Source organism: Klebsiella planticola ATCC 33531, from assembly GCF_000735435.1.
Taxonomy (GTDB): Bacteria; Pseudomonadota; Gammaproteobacteria; order Enterobacterales; family Enterobacteriaceae; genus Klebsiella; species Klebsiella planticola.
The window spans coordinates 229,341-247,293 of sequence record NZ_JMPP01000014.1; the positions used below are offsets into that span (position 1 = coordinate 229,341).

The 17,953-nt window shown below is 55.3% G+C and carries 16 protein-coding genes; 7 read left to right on the forward strand and 9 right to left on the reverse strand.

Annotation, left to right across the window (positions count from 1 at the left end; all coding sequences use genetic code 11):
• Positions 1–99 precede the first annotated feature (99 nt).
• From xylH to xylF, 3 genes are all read right to left on the reverse strand, one after another.
• Positions 100–1,281, reverse strand: coding sequence for a xylose ABC transporter permease XylH (xylH, locus tag GRPL_RS20200; RefSeq protein ID WP_032698570.1), 1,182 nt, complete (start codon positions 1,279–1,281; stop codon positions 100–102).
• Entirely contained in the window at positions 1,259–2,800 is a 1,542-nt protein-coding gene (locus GRPL_RS20195; RefSeq protein WP_032690304.1) for a xylose ABC transporter ATP-binding protein, read from the reverse strand. The genes xylH and GRPL_RS20195 overlap by 23 nt, the downstream gene beginning before the upstream one ends.
• A 64-nt stretch (positions 2,801–2,864) precedes the next feature.
• Entirely contained in the window at positions 2,865–3,857 is a 993-nt protein-coding gene (gene xylF, locus GRPL_RS20190; protein ID WP_032696987.1) for a D-xylose ABC transporter substrate-binding protein, read from the reverse strand.
• A gap of 374 nt (positions 3,858–4,231) precedes the next feature.
• On the opposite strand from xylF, the gene xylA reads away from it, so the two are divergent.
• Positions 4,232–5,554, forward strand: a complete 1,323-nt coding sequence (gene xylA / locus GRPL_RS20185; protein WP_032690496.1) for a xylose isomerase — start codon at positions 4,232–4,234, stop codon at positions 5,552–5,554.
• Positions 5,555–5,641: 87 nt separating this feature from the next.
• Positions 5,642–7,099, forward strand: coding sequence for a xylulokinase (gene xylB / locus GRPL_RS20180; RefSeq protein ID WP_032690306.1), 1,458 nt, complete (start codon positions 5,642–5,644; stop codon positions 7,097–7,099).
• 40 nt (positions 7,100–7,139) lie between these two features.
• On the opposite strand, the gene GRPL_RS20175 is transcribed toward xylB, so the two are convergent.
• The gene (locus tag GRPL_RS20175) at positions 7,140–8,135 is read right to left on the reverse strand and encodes an acyltransferase (protein WP_032698572.1); all 996 of its coding nucleotides are present in this window, start codon (positions 8,133–8,135) and stop codon (positions 7,140–7,142) included.
• Positions 8,136–8,320: 185 nt separating this feature from the next.
• On the opposite strand from GRPL_RS20175, the gene GRPL_RS20170 reads away from it, so the two are divergent.
• The 3 genes from GRPL_RS20170 to glyS all read left to right on the forward strand — a co-directional run bounded on the left by GRPL_RS20170 (position 8,321) and on the right by glyS (position 11,748).
• Positions 8,321–8,620: a YsaB family lipoprotein gene (locus GRPL_RS20170; protein WP_032690308.1), complete on the forward strand. Its 300-nt coding sequence runs from the start codon at positions 8,321–8,323 to the stop codon at positions 8,618–8,620.
• A gap of 137 nt (positions 8,621–8,757) precedes the next feature.
• Positions 8,758–9,669 (forward strand): glycine--tRNA ligase subunit alpha, encoded by a 912-nt coding sequence (gene glyQ / locus GRPL_RS20165; RefSeq protein ID WP_004126458.1) that lies wholly within the window; start codon positions 8,758–8,760, stop codon positions 9,667–9,669.
• Between the two features lie 9 nt (positions 9,670–9,678).
• The gene (gene glyS / locus GRPL_RS20160) at positions 9,679–11,748 is read left to right on the forward strand and encodes a glycine--tRNA ligase subunit beta (protein ID WP_032696985.1); all 2,070 of its coding nucleotides are present in this window, start codon (positions 9,679–9,681) and stop codon (positions 11,746–11,748) included.
• 97 nt (positions 11,749–11,845) lie between these two features.
• On the opposite strand, the gene GRPL_RS20155 is transcribed toward glyS, so the two are convergent.
• Positions 11,846–12,034: a hypothetical protein gene (locus GRPL_RS20155; RefSeq protein WP_032696983.1), complete on the reverse strand. Its 189-nt coding sequence runs from the start codon at positions 12,032–12,034 to the stop codon at positions 11,846–11,848.
• Positions 12,035–12,110: 76 nt separating this feature from the next.
• Positions 12,111–12,320: a YdgH/BhsA/McbA-like domain containing protein gene (locus tag GRPL_RS20150; RefSeq protein ID WP_032690311.1), complete on the reverse strand. Its 210-nt coding sequence runs from the start codon at positions 12,318–12,320 to the stop codon at positions 12,111–12,113.
• Positions 12,321–12,698: 378 nt separating this feature from the next.
• Here GRPL_RS20150 and GRPL_RS20145 point away from each other — a divergent pair, with 378 nt between their 5' ends.
• Positions 12,699–14,318, forward strand: coding sequence for an ABC-F family ATP-binding cassette domain-containing protein (locus GRPL_RS20145; protein WP_032698574.1), 1,620 nt, complete (start codon positions 12,699–12,701; stop codon positions 14,316–14,318).
• 101 nt (positions 14,319–14,419) lie between these two features.
• Here GRPL_RS20145 and cspE read toward each other — a convergent pair whose 3' ends face one another.
• The 3 genes from cspE to GRPL_RS20130 all read right to left on the reverse strand — a co-directional run bounded on the left by cspE (position 14,420) and on the right by GRPL_RS20130 (position 16,784).
• Positions 14,420–14,632, reverse strand: a complete 213-nt coding sequence (gene cspE / locus GRPL_RS20140; RefSeq protein ID WP_004868803.1) for a transcription antiterminator/RNA stability regulator CspE — start codon at positions 14,630–14,632, stop codon at positions 14,420–14,422.
• 260 nt (positions 14,633–14,892) lie between these two features.
• The gene (locus GRPL_RS20135; RefSeq protein ID WP_032690313.1) at positions 14,893–15,183 is read right to left on the reverse strand and encodes an HTH-type transcriptional regulator; all 291 of its coding nucleotides are present in this window, start codon (positions 15,181–15,183) and stop codon (positions 14,893–14,895) included.
• A gap of 242 nt (positions 15,184–15,425) precedes the next feature.
• Entirely contained in the window at positions 15,426–16,784 is a 1,359-nt protein-coding gene (locus GRPL_RS20130; RefSeq protein ID WP_032696980.1) for an MFS transporter, read from the reverse strand.
• A gap of 440 nt (positions 16,785–17,224) precedes the next feature.
• Between GRPL_RS20130 and GRPL_RS20125 the strand changes: the two genes are divergently transcribed.
• A complete protein-coding gene (locus GRPL_RS20125) occupies positions 17,225–17,935 on the forward strand; it encodes a DUF3053 domain-containing protein (RefSeq protein ID WP_004868792.1) in 711 nt (236 codons plus the stop codon).
• Positions 17,936–17,953: the final 18 nt, after the last annotated feature.

Below are 17,953 nucleotides of genomic sequence, written 5' to 3' on the forward strand. Positions count from 1 at the left end.
GGCCATACAATACCGGCCAATGCCCGAATAATGACAAGCGTCTTATGCGTAAATCTGGTGGTAGCGCATAGAATTCGGGCATTCTTCCCTTTAGCTGGCTTATGTTCTGCGCTTCGTCGCCGAATCCATCCATACTGCCAGCAGTAAAATGGCGCCTTTGACGATGTACTGCCAGAAGGTGGCGACGTCCATCATGCTCATACCATTATCCAGCGCCGACATGATAAATGCCCCCATGACGGCTCCGGCGACGCTACCTACCCCGCCGGCGAGGCTGGTGCCGCCGATGACGCAGGCGGCGATAGCATCCAGCTCGGCAATGTTACCGGCTGAAGGCGAACCGGCGCCCAGACGCGAGCTGAGGATCAGACCGGCGATGGCCACCATCAGACCGTTGATGGCGAAAACGGCCAGCTTGGTGCGTTCAACGCTAATCCCGGACAGGCGTGCCGCTTCCAGGTTACCGCCAATGGCATAAATTCGCCGGCCAAAGGCTGTTCGGGTGGCCATAAACATTCCCGCCAGCAGCAGAGCTGCCAGGATGAGAACCGGCGTGGGGACGCCGCGATAATCGTTTAATAGCCAGATGGCGCCGAGCACGATAACCGCAGTAATGCTCTGGCGTGCCACCATCGAGGTTGGCGCGGGTGTGGTTAATCCCAGGGATTGACGACGCAGGCGACCGCGCCATTGCCAGACAATAAAGGCCGCCATGCCGATGACGCCGATGCCGAAACCGAGGCCGTCAGGCAGATAGCTTTGTCCAATTTGCGACATGGCCGGGCTGGTGGGAGAGACGGTGGTGCCGTTGGTAATACCGATCAGAATGCCGCGGAACGCCAGCATCCCGGCGAGGGTGACGATAAACGACGGGACTTTGCGGTAGGCGACCCACCAGCCGTTCCAGGCGCCGAGTACCAGCCCCATCACCAGCGTGACCGCAATGGTCAACGGCAGCGGCCAGCCGAGCCAGACGTCAAAAATCGCCGCCGCGCCGCCGAGCAGCCCCATCATCGAGCCCACGGAGAGATCGATCTCGGCGGAAATAATGACGAAAACCATCCCGACCGCCAGGATGCCGGTAATCGCCGTCTGCCGCAGCAGGTTAGAAATGTTTCGCGCGCTTAAATAGGCTCCTTCGGTGGCCCAGGTGAAGAACAGCATAATCACCACAATCGCGGCGATCATCACGAAAACCTGTAGGTTCAGCCCTTTGAATCCAGACACACCGGCAGGGGCGGGCGGGATGATTTTTATCTCAGACGACGTGTTTTTCGACATGGTGTTCGCTCCTCAACGCGGCTTCCATCACCTGTTCCTGGGTCAGATGATGATTGACTAAATTGGCTTTCAGCTTGCCTTCATGCATCACCAGCACCCGATCGCTTAACCCGAGAACTTCCGGCAGTTCTGATGAGATGACGATGACGGCGATCCCCTGCTGCACCAGCTGATTAATCAATTTGTAGATTTCGTATTTCGCGCCGATATCGATGCCGCGAGTGGGTTCATCGAGAATCAGGATGCGCGGATTCAGCAACAGACAGCGGGCCAGAATCGCTTTCTGCTGATTGCCGCCGCTCAGGCGGCCAATGGCCAGCTCAGGCGATGACGTTTTGATTTTCAGCCGCTGGATGGATTGCTGGATGCAGTGCTGCTCCCCGGCGTCATCCAGGCTGCTTAGCCGGCCGGTAAACTGACTTAACGCCGCCAGAGTGATGTTCTTACCCACCGCCATTACCGGCACGATCCCGTCTTTTTTGCGGTCCTCAGGGACCATGGCAATACCGTGGGCGATAGCCTGCTGGCAGTGGTGGATAGCCACCGGTTGACCGTCAATGAACACTTTCCCTTCCCAGCGCCCCGGCCAGACACCAAACAGGCACTGGACGGCCTCGGTACGCCCGGCGCCGACCAGCCCGGCAATGCCGAGGATTTCACCGCGATGCAATGAAAAAGAGATATCGTTGACCCGCTTAATGTGCCGGTTGACCGGATGCCAGGCGGTTAAATGCTCGACGCGTAGAATTTCATCGCCGCAGTCGTGCGGCTCGTTCGGGTAAAGGGCGGTGAGTTCGCGGCCAACCATCATGGTTATCACATCATCTTCATTCATGCCGCTGGCGTCGCGGGTGCCGATATGCTGGCCGTCGCGAATGACGCAAATGGTGTCAGAGATGGCTTTCACCTCATTCAATTTGTGGGAAATATAAATACAGGCGATACCGTGGGCCTGCAGATCGCGAATGATATCCAGCAGAATGGCCGTTTCTTGCTCGGTTAATGAGGCGGTGGGTTCATCAAGTATTAATAAACGCACCTGCTTATTGAGCGCTTTGGCAATTTCAACCAGCTGTTGCTGCCCAAGGCCGAGATCGCCGACGCGGGTATCGGGTGAAATGGTCAAATTCACCTGCGCCAGCAGCTTCTGGCAGCGCAGAGTCATGGTTTCATAATCAAGGAGACCATAGCGGGAGATTTCCGCACCAAGAAAAATATTCTCCAGAACGCTCAGGTGTTTAACCAGCGCGAGCTCCTGGTGAATAATAGCGATACCCTTGCGTTCGGTGTCGCGAATATGATTGGGCTTAAGCGTTTCACCGGCGAAAATAATCTCACCGTCATAGCTACCGTGCGGATAAATTCCGCACAGGACTTTCATGAGCGTGGATTTACCAGAACCATTTTCGCCGCAAAGTGAGACCACTTCCCCGGCGTTAAGTCGCAGGCTGATATTATCTACCGCCTTCACGGTTCCGAAGGTTTTGGTGATATTTTTCATTTCTAGTAACCAGGACATAGATGCTCCGCATAAGCGATATCCGGCTGGACGAGAATGACGCCCCGGCGAGGGGCGTCAGGAGTTATAATTCGCTCTTTTTGTGGAAACCGTCTTTGATGACCGTCTGTTCAATATTGTCTTTATTCACTTCGATCGGGGTGAGCAGGCGGGACGGGACATCTTTAAGTCCGTTATTCAACGTGGTATCAGCATGCGGCGCTTTATCATTGCCGAGCTCGACGGCAATTTCCGCGGCGGTAGTGGCAAGGGTGGTAATCGGCTTATAGACGGTCATGGTCTGCGTGCCGGAAATAATGCGCTTGACGCCAGCAAGGTCGGCATCCTGGCCGGAAATGGCGACTTTCCCCGCCAGACCCTGCGCGCTTAATGCCTGAATCGCGCCGCCGGCGGTGGCATCGTTAGAAGCGACAACCGCGTCGATTTTGTTATTGTTAGCGGTGAGGGCGTTCTCCATAATTTTTAATGCATTTTCCGGCAGCCAGCCGTCAACCCACTGGTCGCCAACGATCTTAATTTTACCTTCGTCAATATAAGGCTTGAGGACTTTCATTTGTCCGGCACGGAACAGCTTGGCGTTATTATCCACCGGAGAACCCCCCATCAGAAAGTAATTTCCCTGAGGAGTTTTAGCCACCAGACTTTGGGCCTGCATTTCGCCCACTTTTTCATTATCAAAGGAAATATAGAAATCAATATCTGCGTTGTTGATCATGCGATCATAGGCCAGAACTTTAATGCCTTCCTGTTTGGCTTCTTTAATCACATTGCTTAAGACCTGACCGTTGTAGGGAATAATAACCAGAACATCAACGCCGCGGTTTATCATATTTTCAATTTGCGACATTTGTGTTTCTTCATTACCATTGGCGGACTGAACAAATACTTTGGCACCTAATGATTCGGCTTTGTTGACAAATATATCACGGTCTTTCTGCCAGCGCTCAAGGCGGAGATCGTCAATGGCCATACCAATCTTAACTTCTTTCGCCATCCCCGCCATACTGGTCAGCAGGAGCGAAGCACAGAGCGTGAGGCAAAGGTTCTTTATCTTCATAATAATCAGCCTTTTTTGTAAAGTGCAGGATAAGACGAACGGGGTAAAGAAACGGCCTGATACGTAGTAGATTCTTAACAGCTAAAGGAAGACTGGCAATTATCTGTGCTTATTTTGGGATTACGAAATTTAGTTTGTTTTCTGATTTATGACCGCGATCTGGTTTTTAAAAATAAATAAAATAGCTATATCATTGATATGTCATTGAAACGAAGGTGGGGAGGCCGTTGATAATATTCAGTTGTGCGATCTGGCGCACGTTTGTGGATTCTCTCAATCGCGGTGTGAAATAACGTAATTGAGGAAAGCAAAACATGAATTCTATATTGGCTTATGACTTGTTATCCGCCGCATCCCTGAATATGGAGTTCATTATGCAAACCTATTTCGATCAACTCGATCGCGTACGTTATGAAGGCCCAAAAACCACCAACCCGCTCGCGTTCCGTCACTATAACCCGGACGAGATGGTGCTGGGCAAGCGCATGGAAGAGCATCTGCGGTTTGCCGCCTGCTACTGGCACACCTTCTGCTGGAACGGGGCAGATATGTTTGGCGTGGGCTCCTTCAATCGTCCGTGGCAGCAGCCGGGCGACGCGCTGGAAATGGCGAAACGTAAAGCCGATGTCGCCTTTGAGTTTTTCCATAAGCTGAATGTGCCGTACTACTGCTTCCATGATGTGGATGTCTCTCCGGAAGGGGCATCGTTGAAGGAGTATCTGGACAATTTTGCCCGGATGGTTGACGTACTGGCGGCGAAGCAAGAACAGAGCGGCGTGAAGCTGCTGTGGGGGACGGCAAACTGCTTTACCAACCCGCGTTACGGCGCAGGGGCGGCGACCAATCCGGATCCGGAGGTTTTCAGCTGGGCGGCGACTCAGGTAGTGACCGCCATGAATGCCACACACAAACTGGGCGGGGAAAACTATGTCCTGTGGGGCGGCCGCGAAGGCTACGAAACCCTGCTCAATACCGATCTGCGCCAGGAGCGTGAGCAAATTGGCCGCTTTATGCAGCTGGTGGTGGAACACAAACATAAAATCGGTTTCCAGGGCACGCTGCTGATTGAGCCAAAACCGCAGGAGCCGACCAAACATCAGTACGATTATGACGCCTCTACCGTCTATGGTTTCCTCAAGCAGTTTGGTCTCGAAAAAGAGATCAAACTGAATATCGAAGCGAACCATGCGACCCTGGCCGGACACTCTTTCCACCATGAGATTGCGACCGCCATTGCGCTGGGTCTGTTCGGCTCCGTGGATGCCAACCGCGGCGACCCGCAGTTGGGCTGGGATACCGATCAGTTCCCGAACAGCGTGGAAGAGAATGCTCTGGTGATGTATGAAATTCTTAAAGCAGGTGGCTTTACCACCGGCGGCCTGAATTTTGATGCCAAAGTTCGTCGTCAGAGCACCGATAAATACGATCTGTTCTATGGTCATATTGGGGCGATGGATACGATGGCGCTGTCGCTGAAAGTGGCGGCCCGTATGATCGAAGAGGGCGAGCTGGATAAGCGGGTCGCGAAACGCTATGCCGGCTGGAATGGCGACCTGGGGCAGCAAATCCTGAAAGGGCAGATGACGCTGACGGAGATTGCACAGTACGCGGCGCAGCATAATCTGGCTCCCCAGCACCAGAGCGGCCATCAGGAGCAGCTGGAAAACCTGGTTAACCATTATCTCTTTGATAAGTAATAAGGCTACCCGGCGCCGCCGGGTATGAGTGAGAGCACGCTTTCTTGCGCCACGGTTAGCCGTGGCGCACTGTTAAGGAGAGACCGTATGTACATCGGGATTGATTTGGGCACCTCGGGCGTCAAGGCCATTTTGCTCAATGAGCAAGGTGAGGTGCTGGCTTCGCACACTGCGCCCCTCACCGTATCGCGCCCACACCCGCTATGGTCCGAGCAAGACCCCGAGCACTGGTGGCAGGCGACGGACCGCGCAATGAAAGCGTTGGCTGAACAGCATGCGCTGCGCGATGTAAAAGCGGTGGGGATCGCCGGGCAGATGCACGGCGCAACGTTGCTGGATAAACAACAACGCGTGCTGCGCCCGGCTATTTTGTGGAATGACGGCCGCAGCGGCGACGAGTGTGTCCAGCTGGAAAAAGCGGTAAGCCGCTCGCGGCAAATTGCCGGTAACCTGATGATGCCGGGGTTTACGGCGCCAAAATTGCTCTGGGTCCAGCACCATGAGCCTGATATCTTCCGCCAGGTGGATAAGGTGCTGTTACCGAAAGATTATCTCCGCCTGCGCATGACCGGTGAATTTGCCAGCGATATGTCGGACGCCGCCGGGACGATGTGGCTGGATGTGGCCAAACGCGACTGGAGCGATGAGCTGCTCGCCGCCTGCGGCCTGAGCCGCGATAACATGCCGGCGTTATTTGAAGGCTGTGAAGTGACGGGAACGCTGCGCCCCGCTATTGCCCAGGCGTGGAATATGCCGCAGGCGCTGGTGGTCGCTGGCGGCGGCGATAACGCTGCCGGTGCGGTAGGCGTCGGCATGGCGGATGCCGGGCAGGCGATGTTGTCCCTGGGAACCTCCGGGGTCTATTTTGCCGTCAGCAACGGGTTTCTCAGCAAACCGGAAAGCGCTGTACACAGCTTTTGCCACGCCCTGCCGGGACGCTGGCATTTGATGTCGGTGATGTTGAGCGCCGCTTCCTGCCTCGACTGGGCGGCAAAACTGACCGGCCTCGGCACGGTTCCTGCGCTGCTGGCGGCGGCGGAATCGGCGCGTGAAAATGCCGATCCCATCTGGTTTTTGCCCTATCTTTCCGGCGAGCGCACGCCGCATAACAACCCTCATGCTAAAGGCGTCTTTTTTGGCCTGACGCATCAGCACGGCCCGGCAGAACTGGCGCGTGCGGTACTGGAAGGGGTGGGTTACGCATTAGCCGATGGGATGGATGTGGTGCATGCCTGCGGCGTGACGCCGGAGAGCATCACTCTGATTGGCGGCGGCGCGCGCAGCGCCTGGTGGCGGCAGATGCTGGCTGATATCAGTGGCCAGCAGCTGGATTACCGTACCGGTGGCGACGTTGGGCCTGCGCTTGGGGCCGCCCGGTTAGCGCAGCTGGCGCAGCATAAAGAGGCGGCTTTTTCAGATCTGCTGCCGCAGCTGCCGCTGGAACAGGCCCATCGACCGGATGCCGGGCGTGTTGCTCACTATGCGCCGCGCCGCGAAACGTTCCGCCAGATTTATCAGCAGCTTCTGCCTCTGATGTCGTCATAAACATCCGCCCCGAATGGGGCGGGTTAACTTTTACGCCGCGCTAGCTGACCAGGCGTCGGCTATCCAGGCGCTGCACCAGCGTCGACAGCAGCAGGCTGCCCCCCAACGCTGCGCCGAATATCCAGAAGATATCCAGCAGCGGCCAGCGCGTCAGCTCCAGCCCGCTGGCCCGTAACGCATGAATAATCAGGGCATGAAATCCGTAGATCCCCAGCGAATGGCGCGCAATCAGCGTCAGGGCAGGGACCGGGCGTGTGTTAAGGGTATTCTTCACCAGCGTGAGCAGGGTTATCGCGCAGACAAACACCGCCGGGCCGCAATACAAGTACCAGGTATCGCCGAAGTCGCCGCGCCACTTCAGCTCGTGCAATGTCCCGCGGGAAATAATCCACACTGCGGTAGCGAAAAGCGCGGCGCACAGCAGCGTGAGCCACTTTTTATCGGTATCCATCATGCCGATCGCCCGCCCCAGCACGCCATACAGGACATAGTAAAATGTATCGCCGTTGATATAGAGATTGAGCGGTAGCCATTCGACGCCGCCGGCCTTGACCGACACCATGTTGGGGTTGGCCAGAAGACCAATTACCAGCATCAGAATCAACAGCATCTTGCCGCTGACCTGCTTAACCTGCAGCAACGGCGAGAGCAGGTAAATGACGATAATCGCGAAGAAAAACCACAGATGGTAGAACACCGGCTTTTGCAGCAAATGTTTCAGCGACAGCACCACATTGATATGGGTGAACAGCGTGATGTAGAGCAGGGACAGGGCGCTGTAAAACACCACGCACAGTACGATCCGCAGAAAATGTCGCGGTTGGGCGCTGCGCTCACCGAAAAACAGATAGCCGGACATCATGAAAAACAGCGGGACGCTGACGCGAGAAGCCGAATTAAGCAGGTTGGCGATATCCCAGTCCAGCAAGCTGATGGAGTGAGGGTGGGTGATATACCAGGTTGTGCTGTGAATCATCACCACCATCAGGCATGCGATGCCGCGCAAACTTGTTATCCAGTTTATTTTTTCTTGCATCGATACCTCAGTTGCTCCTGCTTAAAGAGGGTCTGACTCCTCCTGACCGGCCATATCGCAATGGAAAATTCCGAGTTTATCGCGACACTCTTGTAGAGATGCGGAGAGATTCGCACAATGCCCCGGTAATTTCACGTAACCTGCACGATAACAATTTGCTAACAAGGCGGTTGAGGAAAATAGTGATGAAATATTTCTTTTCTGGACTGTTATTGCTCCTGCTGGCGGGCTGCAGCCAACAGCCGCCTCAGCCGGTACAGAAAGCGCAACGTGCCCGGATTACGCCGCAAATTACCCTGAACATGGAGCAACTGTGCAAGGATCAGGCGGCAAAACGCTACAGCACGGGGCCCCGTATGGTGGACGTCAGCCACTTCGAGCAGTTCCAGGGGAGCTACGAGCTGTCGGGTCTGACATCGCAGAATGAGCGCTTTATCTGTTCTTTCGATCCAGATGGTCAGTTTTTACATCTTTCTATGCGCTAAATCGGCGCCTGATGCCGCGTGATGGCGTTAATTTCGGCAATTTTATTTAAACAGCGCCGTTTCGTACTGTATATCTCGCAGCCAGCGGGTATACTGATCCCTTCCTTTAAATCCACACGTATCCAGCACGAAATAATATGCAAAAGTTTGATACCAGGACCTTCCAGGGCCTGATCCTGACCTTACAGGATTACTGGGCTCGTCAGGGCTGCACCATTGTTCAACCACTGGACATGGAAGTTGGCGCCGGCACCTCTCATCCAATGACCTGTCTGCGTGCGCTGGGGCCTGAGCCGATGGCGACTGCCTATGTTCAGCCTTCCCGTCGCCCGACTGACGGCCGCTACGGCGAAAACCCGAACCGCTTACAGCACTACTATCAGTTCCAGGTGGTCATTAAGCCATCGCCGGACAACATTCAGGAGCTGTACCTCGGGTCTTTGAAAGAGCTGGGTATGGATCCGACGATTCACGACATCCGCTTCGTGGAAGACAACTGGGAAAACCCGACGCTGGGTGCCTGGGGTCTGGGCTGGGAAGTGTGGCTGAACGGGATGGAAGTGACGCAGTTCACCTACTTCCAGCAGGTCGGCGGTCTGGAGTGTAAGCCGGTGACCGGCGAGATCACCTACGGTCTGGAACGACTGGCGATGTACATTCAGGGCGTTGACAGCGTTTACGACCTGGTCTGGAGCGACGGTCCGCTGGGTAAAACCACCTACGGCGACGTGTTCCATCAGAACGAAGTGGAGCAGTCTACCTATAACTTTGAATACGCAGACGTCGACTTCCTGTTCTCCTGCTTCGAGCAGTATGAGAAAGAAGCGCAGCAGCTGCTGGCGCTGGAAAACCCGCTGCCGCTGCCTGCCTACGAGCGCATTCTGAAAGCCGCCCACAGCTTCAACCTGCTGGACGCGCGTAAAGCCATCTCCGTCACCGAGCGTCAGCGCTACATTCTGCGCATTCGCACCCTGACCAAAGCCGTGGCAGAAGCGTACTACGCTTCCCGTGAAGCCCTGGGCTTCCCGATGTGCAACAAGAATAAATAAGAGGCGGCCATGTCTGAAAAAACTTTCCTGGTGGAAATCGGCACCGAAGAGCTGCCACCAAAAGCCCTGCGCAGCCTGGCGGAATCTTTTGCTGCGAACTTTACCGCGGAGCTGGATAACGCTGGCCTCGCTCACGGCAACGTCGAGTGGTTCGCTGCTCCGCGCCGTCTGGCGCTGAAAGTCGCTAACCTGGCGGCCGCTCAGCCCGATCGCGAAGTTGAAAAACGCGGCCCGGCGGTTTCTGCCGCGTTCGACGCGGAAGGCAAACCGAGCAAAGCGGCCGAAGGCTGGGCGCGCGGCTGCGGCATCACCGTTGACCAGGCCGAGCGCATGGTCACCGACAAAGGCGAATGGCTGCTGTATCGCGCCCATGTCAAAGGCGAAAGCGCAGAAGCGCTGTTGCCGAACATGGTGGCCACGTCCCTGGCAAAACTGCCGATCCCGAAACTGATGCGCTGGGGCGCCTCCGACGTGCAGTTCGTGCGTCCGGTTCACACCGTGACCCTGCTGCTTGGCGATAAAGTCGTCCCGGCAACCATTCTGGGCATTGCCTCCGATCGCGTGATTCGCGGCCATCGCTTTATGGGCGAGCCGGAATTCACCATCGATAACGCCGACCAGTACCCGCAAATTCTGCTGGAGCGCGGCAAAGTTATTGCTGACTACGAGCAGCGTAAAGCCAAAATTAAAGCCGATGCCGAAGAAGCGGCGCGCAAAATTGGCGGCAACGCCGATCTGAGCGAAAGCCTGCTGGAAGAAGTGGCCTCTCTGGTTGAATGGCCGGTAGTGCTGACCGCGAAATTCGAAGAGAAATTCCTCGCGGTCCCTGCGGAAGCGCTGGTCTACACCATGAAGGGTGACCAGAAGTACTTCCCGGTCTACGGCAACGACGGCAAACTGCTGCCGAACTTTATTTTCGTTACCAACATTGAGTCGAAAGATCCGCTGCAGATTATCTCCGGGAACGAAAAAGTGGTGCGCCCGCGTCTGGCGGATGCCGAGTTCTTCTTCAACACCGACCGTAAAAAGCGTCTGGAAGATCATCTGCCGCGTCTGCAAACCGTGCTGTTCCAGCAGCAGCTGGGTACGCTGCGCGACAAGACTGACCGTATTCAGGCGCTGGCGGGCTGGATTGCTGGTCAAATTGGCGCTGACGTTAACCACGCAACGCGTGCGGGCCTGCTTTCCAAGTGTGACCTGATGACCAACATGGTGTTCGAGTTTACCGACACCCAGGGCATCATGGGCATGCACTATGCGCGTCACGATGGTGAAGCCGAAGATGTTGCGGTGGCGCTGAACGAGCAGTATCAGCCGCGCTTTGCCGGTGACGATCTGCCGTCCAACCCGGTGGCCTGTGCCGTAGCGATTGCCGATAAGATGGATACCCTCGCGGGCATCTTCGGCATCGGTCAGCATCCGAAGGGCGATAAAGACCCGTTTGCGCTGCGTCGTGCCGCGCTCGGCGTACTGCGCATCATCGTTGAGAAGAACCTGAACCTGGACCTGCAAACGCTGACCGAAGAAGCGGCGCGTCTGTATGGTGATAAGCTAACTAACGCCAACGTAGTTGATGACGTCATTGACTTCATGCTTGGTCGCTTCCGCGCCTGGTATCAGGATGAAGGCTACACGGTCGACACCATCCAGGCGGTACTGGCACGTCGTCCGACTCGTCCGGCGGATTTCGACGCGCGCATGAAAGCGGTGTCTCACTTCCGCACTCTGGAAGAAGCGGCCGCGCTGGCAGCTGCCAACAAGCGCGTATCTAATATCCTGGCGAAATCCGAAGAGACGTTGAATGATGCCGTTCACGCCTCCGTGCTAAAAGAAGCCGCAGAGATCAAGCTGGCGACCCATCTGGTCGTGCTGCGCGACAAACTGCAGCCGTTCTTCGCCGAAGGCCGTTATCAGGAAGCGCTGATCGAACTGGCTTCCCTGCGCGAACCGGTAGATGAGTTCTTCGAAAACGTGATGGTGAATGCGGAAGATAAAGAAGTCCGTATCAACCGTCTGACGCTGCTGTCGAAATTGCGTGACCTGTTCCTGCAGGTGGCGGATATTTCCCTGCTGCAATAATCGCCTGTTTTGCATAACAAAAAACCTGCCCCAGGGCAGGTTTTTTTATGGCGGTAAGCGACTCTCTCGCTCCCCTGACGCTTTTCGGCGGCCAGATTTACTGCAAATTCCCCGCGGTCAGACTCTCTTTATCAAAAGCGTGGCTGACGTTAATACGGTTCTGATGCACTGAGGTATCCATACTGGAACCGGCTTCTGGTTGCGCGGGACGCTGCTCTGCGGCGATGGCGCCGGATGACAATGACGCGGCCAGAAACAGGGCAGAGATCACGCTGAGATTTTTCATTTTATCTTCCTTTTCATCGTGTTGTCGTTGTCGCCTGTCTGGTTAACCACCGGCGGCCCGGCAAGAGCAGATTACGTTATTTGGTCAGTTCGGCGGTCATGTGCACGCGGTTGTTGAACTGGGCGCTGGTAATTTTATAAGAGGCACCTTGTTCTGCGGCCTGGGCGGCAATTTTTGCTTCAGCGCGATCCAGCGTGGAGGCGGTGGCGCTGACGCTCTGTGCGAATGCACCGAAAGACATCAGAGAAAGGGCAGAAACTGCAACGAAAGTTTTGATGGATTTCATGGTCGTATTCCTTAAGTGTTTTTGTTTGGTATAGAGCGTTGTTGCTCTGATGTGATAAATAATAGGACGATTATCGATCGATTAAAATTGGAACAATTTGCGCATTTCATTCAAAAAAACAGAATGAAAATTAAGCGTGGGAAACGGGGTGATTTCGAGGCCGTTTGACGTTCCTGCTGCGGGAGAGCCGCGCAACCCGAACGCATTTGCTGAAAAAATAATCTTGAAATGAAGGGGTGAGTATGGCTATCCTGTGCCCCGACGAATCCCTCGTCTCACAGAGAGCACACTGAAAATGGATAAACACACCTGCTGAATTCGGTCCTTGCTGGCGCACTGCGTCTGTAGGGGAAGTATGAATTTCATTCAGGAGTGCTTATGGCCCATTGTGCCCAATCCCCCTCTTTTATTTTGCATCAGGTCATCTGTCAGTTTGCGACGGGAGAAACGCTTTTTGGCCCGTTGAATATCTCGCTGGAAAATTCCCTCTGTGGCCTGGTCGGACGGAATGGCGTCGGGAAAACCCGCCTTCTGCGCCTACTGGCCGGTATCGATGCGCCTTCTGGTGGCCATATCGAACGGCCTGTTTCTCTGGCCTGTGTTGCTCAGCAGCAGACGATAACCCCGCAGACCACGCTGGCCGCACTGCTGGGCTACGGATCACACTTTGCTGCCTTGCAGCGCCTCGGGCGCGGTGAGGCTCTGGCTGACGATGTCGATTGCCTCGAAGGTTTCTGGGATCTCCCGGATCGCCTGAGCGCAGGTTTCCGCCAGGCCGGCTTAGCGGATTTCGATCCTGACCGACCCGCATCATCATTGAGCGGCGGGGAGCGGGTGAAGGCTCTGCTGTGCGGCGCCTTTCTCTCCGCGGCCGATTACCTGCTGCTGGATGAGCCAACCAATCACCTCGACAGGCAGGGGCGCGACTGGCTGTATCACCAGCTTGAATGCTGGTCCGGCGGAGCGTTGATAGCCAGCCACGATCGCGCGCTGTTGGCCCGCATGTCGCGCATACTCGAACTGACGCCCGGTGCGTTGCGAAGCTACGGCGGTAACTATGCCGATTACCAACAGCAGCGCGATGCGGAGCAGCAGGCGGCGCGCGCGGCGTTAGACCATGCCGCTACCGAGCGTCGTCGCACGCGTGCGCGGATGCAAAAAGAACACGATGCCAGCCAGAGACGTTCTGCTCAGACGCTGCGCGTGGTGGATACGCTGAATATCGCCTCTTTTGAACGGGTAAAATATAAAGGGGCGGCGAAGGAGCGGCCTGGCGCACTGCATCGCCAGCACCGGGAGCAAAATAGTGCGCTAAATGCCGCGGTGGTTCAGGCCCGTGAGCGGGTGGAGGAGGACGCTGCGGTGATGTTCACTCTGCCGGGAAGCCAGGTTGCCGCTGGCAAACAGGTGTTGGTCCTCGAGGCTTTGCAGCTGGCATTCTCTGCCATGCCGCCACTCGACTGGCGTCTTGACGGGCCGCTGCGCGTGGCGTTGCGTGGCCCCAACGGCTGCGGGAAAACCACGCTGCTGAAAACGTTGATCGGTCTGGAATCGCCGCTATCCGGCGAGTGTCGGGTGTCGGTGCATGCGGCCTGGCTGGATCAGCATCTCACGCAGCTGGACCTGTCGCTGTCGGTCATGGCGCACTTGAATCTTGATGATACCCCGCTGGAGGCGGGGGTATTACGCAGCCGTCTTGCCCGGCTGCAGCTGGGCGCGGATAAAATTAATCTGCCGCTGTCGGCTTTAAGCGGCGGCGAACGGCTTAAAGCCGCGCTAGCCTGCGTGCTGTGGCGGCGTGAAGCGGCGCAGCTTCTGCTGCTGGATGAGCCGACAAACCATCTTGATTTGGCTTCCGTTCGGGCCATTGAGTCGGCTTTAGCCACCTTTCCTGGCGCGATGATTGTCGTCTCTCATGATGAGGATTTTCTGCGCGGACTGCGGCTGACCCACTCTCTGACGTGGCAGGAGGATGGCTGGCATTTCTCAGCGCTTTGAAGACAAAAAACCGCCCTCTGATGAGCGGCGGTTCTTTATTATCAGATAAAAAAAATCCCCGCCGCGAGGCAGGGATCTTAAATTCTGAGCTTAATTTAAGCTTACAGGCTGGTTACGTTGCCAGCTGCCGGGCCTTTAGCGCCGCTTTCGATGGTGAAGGAAACTTTCTGACCTTCATCCAGAGATTTGTAGCCATCGTTCATGATAGCGGAGAAGTGTACGAATACATCTTTAGAACCGTCATCAGGAGTGATGAAGCCGAAGCCTTTGTCAGCGTTGAACCATTTTACGATACCAGTCATTTTACCGGACATAGCGAAATACCTTTAAATAATAAATGAACCTTTCGGCGATACGGTCTGGACTACAGATTTGAAGCTATAAAGGGAAAGTTCACTACCGGGGTATCTATGATAACCGCTCAAGGACTACTCTATACTAATGCTCTGTGGTCTGTACATCAAACCTGCGAGCATTAACTCATTTTTGCGGTGCGATAGCAAACCTTTTTTCACAGAAATAAAAACGGTCCCGATACAGGACCGTAACCAGACCTGATTCTTATTATAGAACTTTAGTCGATAAGCTGCCTTGAAAGCTGTGGGTTTGCCTGAATCAGGCGCATTAATTTGAGCTCCGTGGATGACGGCTTCACCCGTCTCGACTCCCACTCTTGTACCATCGCCACGCTGACGCCCATGGCATTGGCAAAATCATCAATTTTCAGGCCAGTGCCTTTGCGAAGCTGTTCAAACTCGCTAAATGCGGTCTGCTTACGAGGCTGGGCGATCGTTTGAGAAATATCTTTAAAAACAATTTGTTCCAGGCTGCTAAGCAGTTCAAACACGGGATCTTTATATTCCATAGAGAACTCCTTCTGTCACACAGCAAAAGAGATATTTAGTGAAGCCTATTAAGAATAGTCAGAAAAAACGCAAAGAATAGTCACGGGAGTGATTATGTGCAGACAGCCTATCGTCTTAACGGGTATTCGGCGGTGAAAACGGCAGATAAGGTGATGATTAATCATCAGACGTGTCGCAATGGAAAACTTTTGTAAACGGCGAATAAATCCGCCAGGCCAGCGGTTGCCCGCTGGCCTGAGGGTCAGGCTTTTTGCATATTGTCGGCTTTCGTCTGCGCAGATATCGGCTGGCTCTTGCTGGTCTTATATTTCACCAGCAGCGCGATGGCGGATAAAAACGCCGGGATCGACAACAAGGTAAAGATGGTCACGAAGGAGAGCTGCGCCTGCATCAGGAAGGCTCCGCTGAAGGCGCCAAGGATCCCGCCAAACCGGCCGATACCCAGCATCCAGGCAACGCCGGTCGCCCGGCCCTGGGTGGGATAAAATCCGGCGGCCAGGGCCGGCATGGATGATTGCGCGCCGTTCATAATGCTGCCGGCAATAAAGACCATCACGCCCATTAACACCAGGTTGTTGGTTGAGAAGCCGACCAGAAAGACGAACACGCCGGTCAACAGCCAGCCTACGGCGACCACTTTATTGGGGTTAATTTTGTCCATCAGGGCGCCGAGGATCAGCACCCCGATGCCGCCGCCCAGCGGGAACAGCGCGGTGATAATCGACGCCTGGCTCATTGATGCGCCGGTTTCGCGAATCAGCAGCGGAAGCCAACTGGTCAATAAATAGAAAATCAGCAGCCCCAGAAAGTAGGTCATGCACAGCATCACGGTACCGACGAGATAACGGGGGGAGAAAATAACCGCAAGGGCCGATTTGTCTTTCACCTGTCCGGCTTCGCGCAGCTCGAATTCAACCTGTTCAGGCAGCGGGGCAATACGACGCAGAATGGTGGCAATACGCTGCGATGGCTGGCGCTTGACCACCAGATAGCGCGCCGATTCCGGCAGTAAGAACACCAGCGCGACGGCAAGCAGCAGAGGCATCACGCCGCCCAGTATCAGCACGCTTTGCCAGCCGTAATGCGGAATCATCCAGGCCGAGAGGAAGCCACCCAGCGAAGATCCCATCGGGAACCCGACGAACATCAGATTGACCAGCAAAGCGCGACGGCGTTCCGGCGCATACTCGCTCATCAGCGTGGCTGCGTTTGGCATGGCGGCGCCCAGTCCGAGGCCGGTCAGAAAACGCAGCAGCGTCAGTTGATTCAGGCTGGTGGCGAAGGCGGTCAACAGACTAAAGCTACCGAAAACCACAATCGACATCAGCAGAACTTTTTTTCGCCCAATGCGGTCGGCCAACGGGCCTGCGGTCAGCGCACCTACCGCCAGACCGACGAGCGCAGCGCTCATCACCGGGCCTAACGCAGATTTTTCCACGCCCCATTCCTGCACCAGGTCGGAGGCAATAAAACCGATGATGGCGGTATCAAACCCGTCCATCGCGACGGTGATAAAACACAGGGCCAGAATCATCCACTGGTACTTCGTAAACGGATGTTCGTTGATAAAAGCCTGAATATCGATAGTTGTCTTATTCATACAGCATTCCTGGCAGCCGGAGCGGGGGACGGAGCCGGGCGATTACCGCCTCCCTCGCTGTCGTTAATGTGATTTGTGCGATAATCGAACGTATCGCCGTTAATCGCTCATTTATCAAATCACTGAACCTGGCTTCAGGCAACGCAGTCGGCCCAGGAAGCGTGCGATTATCGTTCGCTTTCACGGGTTTGCCCCACAATAGTGATTTTATTTATAATAAAATCAAATTGTTATTGGTCATTTTTCTCGGCAGGGTTATGGCGTTAATTGTGATGGGCTTAACAGACGCTCGCGTTCGCCCGTCAAACGCCGCCAACGGTGCTTTTCCTGCGTAAGATTGTCAGGAAAGAGTATCCTGCAAGGCCGACCTGGACTATCCTTGTCAGCGTCTGGCACGTGTGTGTCTGTGTGCGCTTTTTTTGGCTGAAAGGAGTAAAAAAATGGCGACAGGAAAGTCCTGCTCTCGCTGGTTTGCGGCTATTGCGGCCTTATTAATGGTGGTTAGCCTGAGTGGGTGTTTTGATAAAGAAGGCGATCAGCGCAAAGCGTTTATCGACTTCCTGCAAAATACGGCAATGCGTAGCGGCGAACGTCTGCCGACGCTGACTGCCGATCAGAAAAAACAGTTCGGTCCTTTTGTTTCCGATTACGCGGTGATTTACGGCTATTCACAGCAGGTAAGTCAGGCGATGGATGCGGGTCTGCGTCCGGTCGTAGACAGCGTGAATGCGATTCGCGTCCCGCAGGATTATGTGACTCAGCGTGAACCGCTGCGCCAGGCAAACGGCGCGCTGGGCGTGCTGAGCCAGCAGCTGGAAAATGCGAAAATGCAGGCCGATGGCGCACATAGCGCGCTGAAGCAGAGTGACGATCTGAAACCGGTCTTTGACCAGGTTTACAACAAAGTCGTGACCGCACCGGCAAACGCCCTGCAGCCGCTGATTCCTGCCGCGCAGGTCTTTACTCAGCAACTGGTGCAGGTCGGTGATTTTATCGCTCAGCAAAATACTCAGGTGAGCTTCGTGGCAAACGGGATTCAGTTCCCGACCTCGCAGCAGGCCAGCCAGTACAACGCGCTGATTGGCCCGCTGGCTGCCCAGCATCAGGCTTTCAACCAGGCGTGGACGGCGGCAGTTAACGCAACGCGTTAACCGGTTCGTCAACCCGGG

What these genes read in the sequence shown, in the direction of transcription:
- GRPL_RS20145 (WP_032698574.1), top strand. Translation starts at nt 12,699, where the DNA reads ATGGCCCATTGTGCCCAATCCCCCTCTTTTATTTTGCATCAGGTCATC.
- glyQ (WP_004126458.1), top strand. Translation starts at nt 8,758, where the DNA reads ATGCAAAAGTTTGATACCAGGACCTTCCAGGGCCTGATCCTGACCTTA.
- xylA (WP_032690496.1), top strand. Translation starts at nt 4,232, where the DNA reads ATGCAAACCTATTTCGATCAACTCGATCGCGTACGTTATGAAGGCCCA.
- GRPL_RS20170 (WP_032690308.1), top strand. Translation starts at nt 8,321, where the DNA reads ATGAAATATTTCTTTTCTGGACTGTTATTGCTCCTGCTGGCGGGCTGC.
- GRPL_RS20125 (WP_004868792.1), top strand. Translation starts at nt 17,225, where the DNA reads ATGGCGACAGGAAAGTCCTGCTCTCGCTGGTTTGCGGCTATTGCGGCC.
- GRPL_RS20150 (WP_032690311.1), bottom strand. Translation starts at nt 12,320, where the DNA reads ATGAAATCCATCAAAACTTTCGTTGCAGTTTCTGCCCTTTCTCTGATG.
- xylF (WP_032696987.1), bottom strand. Translation starts at nt 3,857, where the DNA reads ATGAAGATAAAGAACCTTTGCCTCACGCTCTGTGCTTCGCTCCTGCTG.
- glyS (WP_032696985.1), top strand. Translation starts at nt 9,679, where the DNA reads ATGTCTGAAAAAACTTTCCTGGTGGAAATCGGCACCGAAGAGCTGCCA.
- GRPL_RS20175 (WP_032698572.1), bottom strand. Translation starts at nt 8,135, where the DNA reads ATGCAAGAAAAAATAAACTGGATAACAAGTTTGCGCGGCATCGCATGC.
- GRPL_RS20135 (WP_032690313.1), bottom strand. Translation starts at nt 15,183, where the DNA reads ATGGAATATAAAGATCCCGTGTTTGAACTGCTTAGCAGCCTGGAACAA.
- GRPL_RS20195 (WP_032690304.1), bottom strand. Translation starts at nt 2,800, where the DNA reads ATGTCCTGGTTACTAGAAATGAAAAATATCACCAAAACCTTCGGAACC.
- cspE (WP_004868803.1), bottom strand. Translation starts at nt 14,632, where the DNA reads ATGTCCGGTAAAATGACTGGTATCGTAAAATGGTTCAACGCTGACAAA.
- xylB (WP_032690306.1), top strand. Translation starts at nt 5,642, where the DNA reads ATGTACATCGGGATTGATTTGGGCACCTCGGGCGTCAAGGCCATTTTG.
- GRPL_RS20130 (WP_032696980.1), bottom strand. Translation starts at nt 16,784, where the DNA reads ATGAATAAGACAACTATCGATATTCAGGCTTTTATCAACGAACATCCG.
- GRPL_RS20155 (WP_032696983.1), bottom strand. Translation starts at nt 12,034, where the DNA reads ATGAAAAATCTCAGCGTGATCTCTGCCCTGTTTCTGGCCGCGTCATTG.
- xylH (WP_032698570.1), bottom strand. Translation starts at nt 1,281, where the DNA reads ATGTCGAAAAACACGTCGTCTGAGATAAAAATCATCCCGCCCGCCCCT.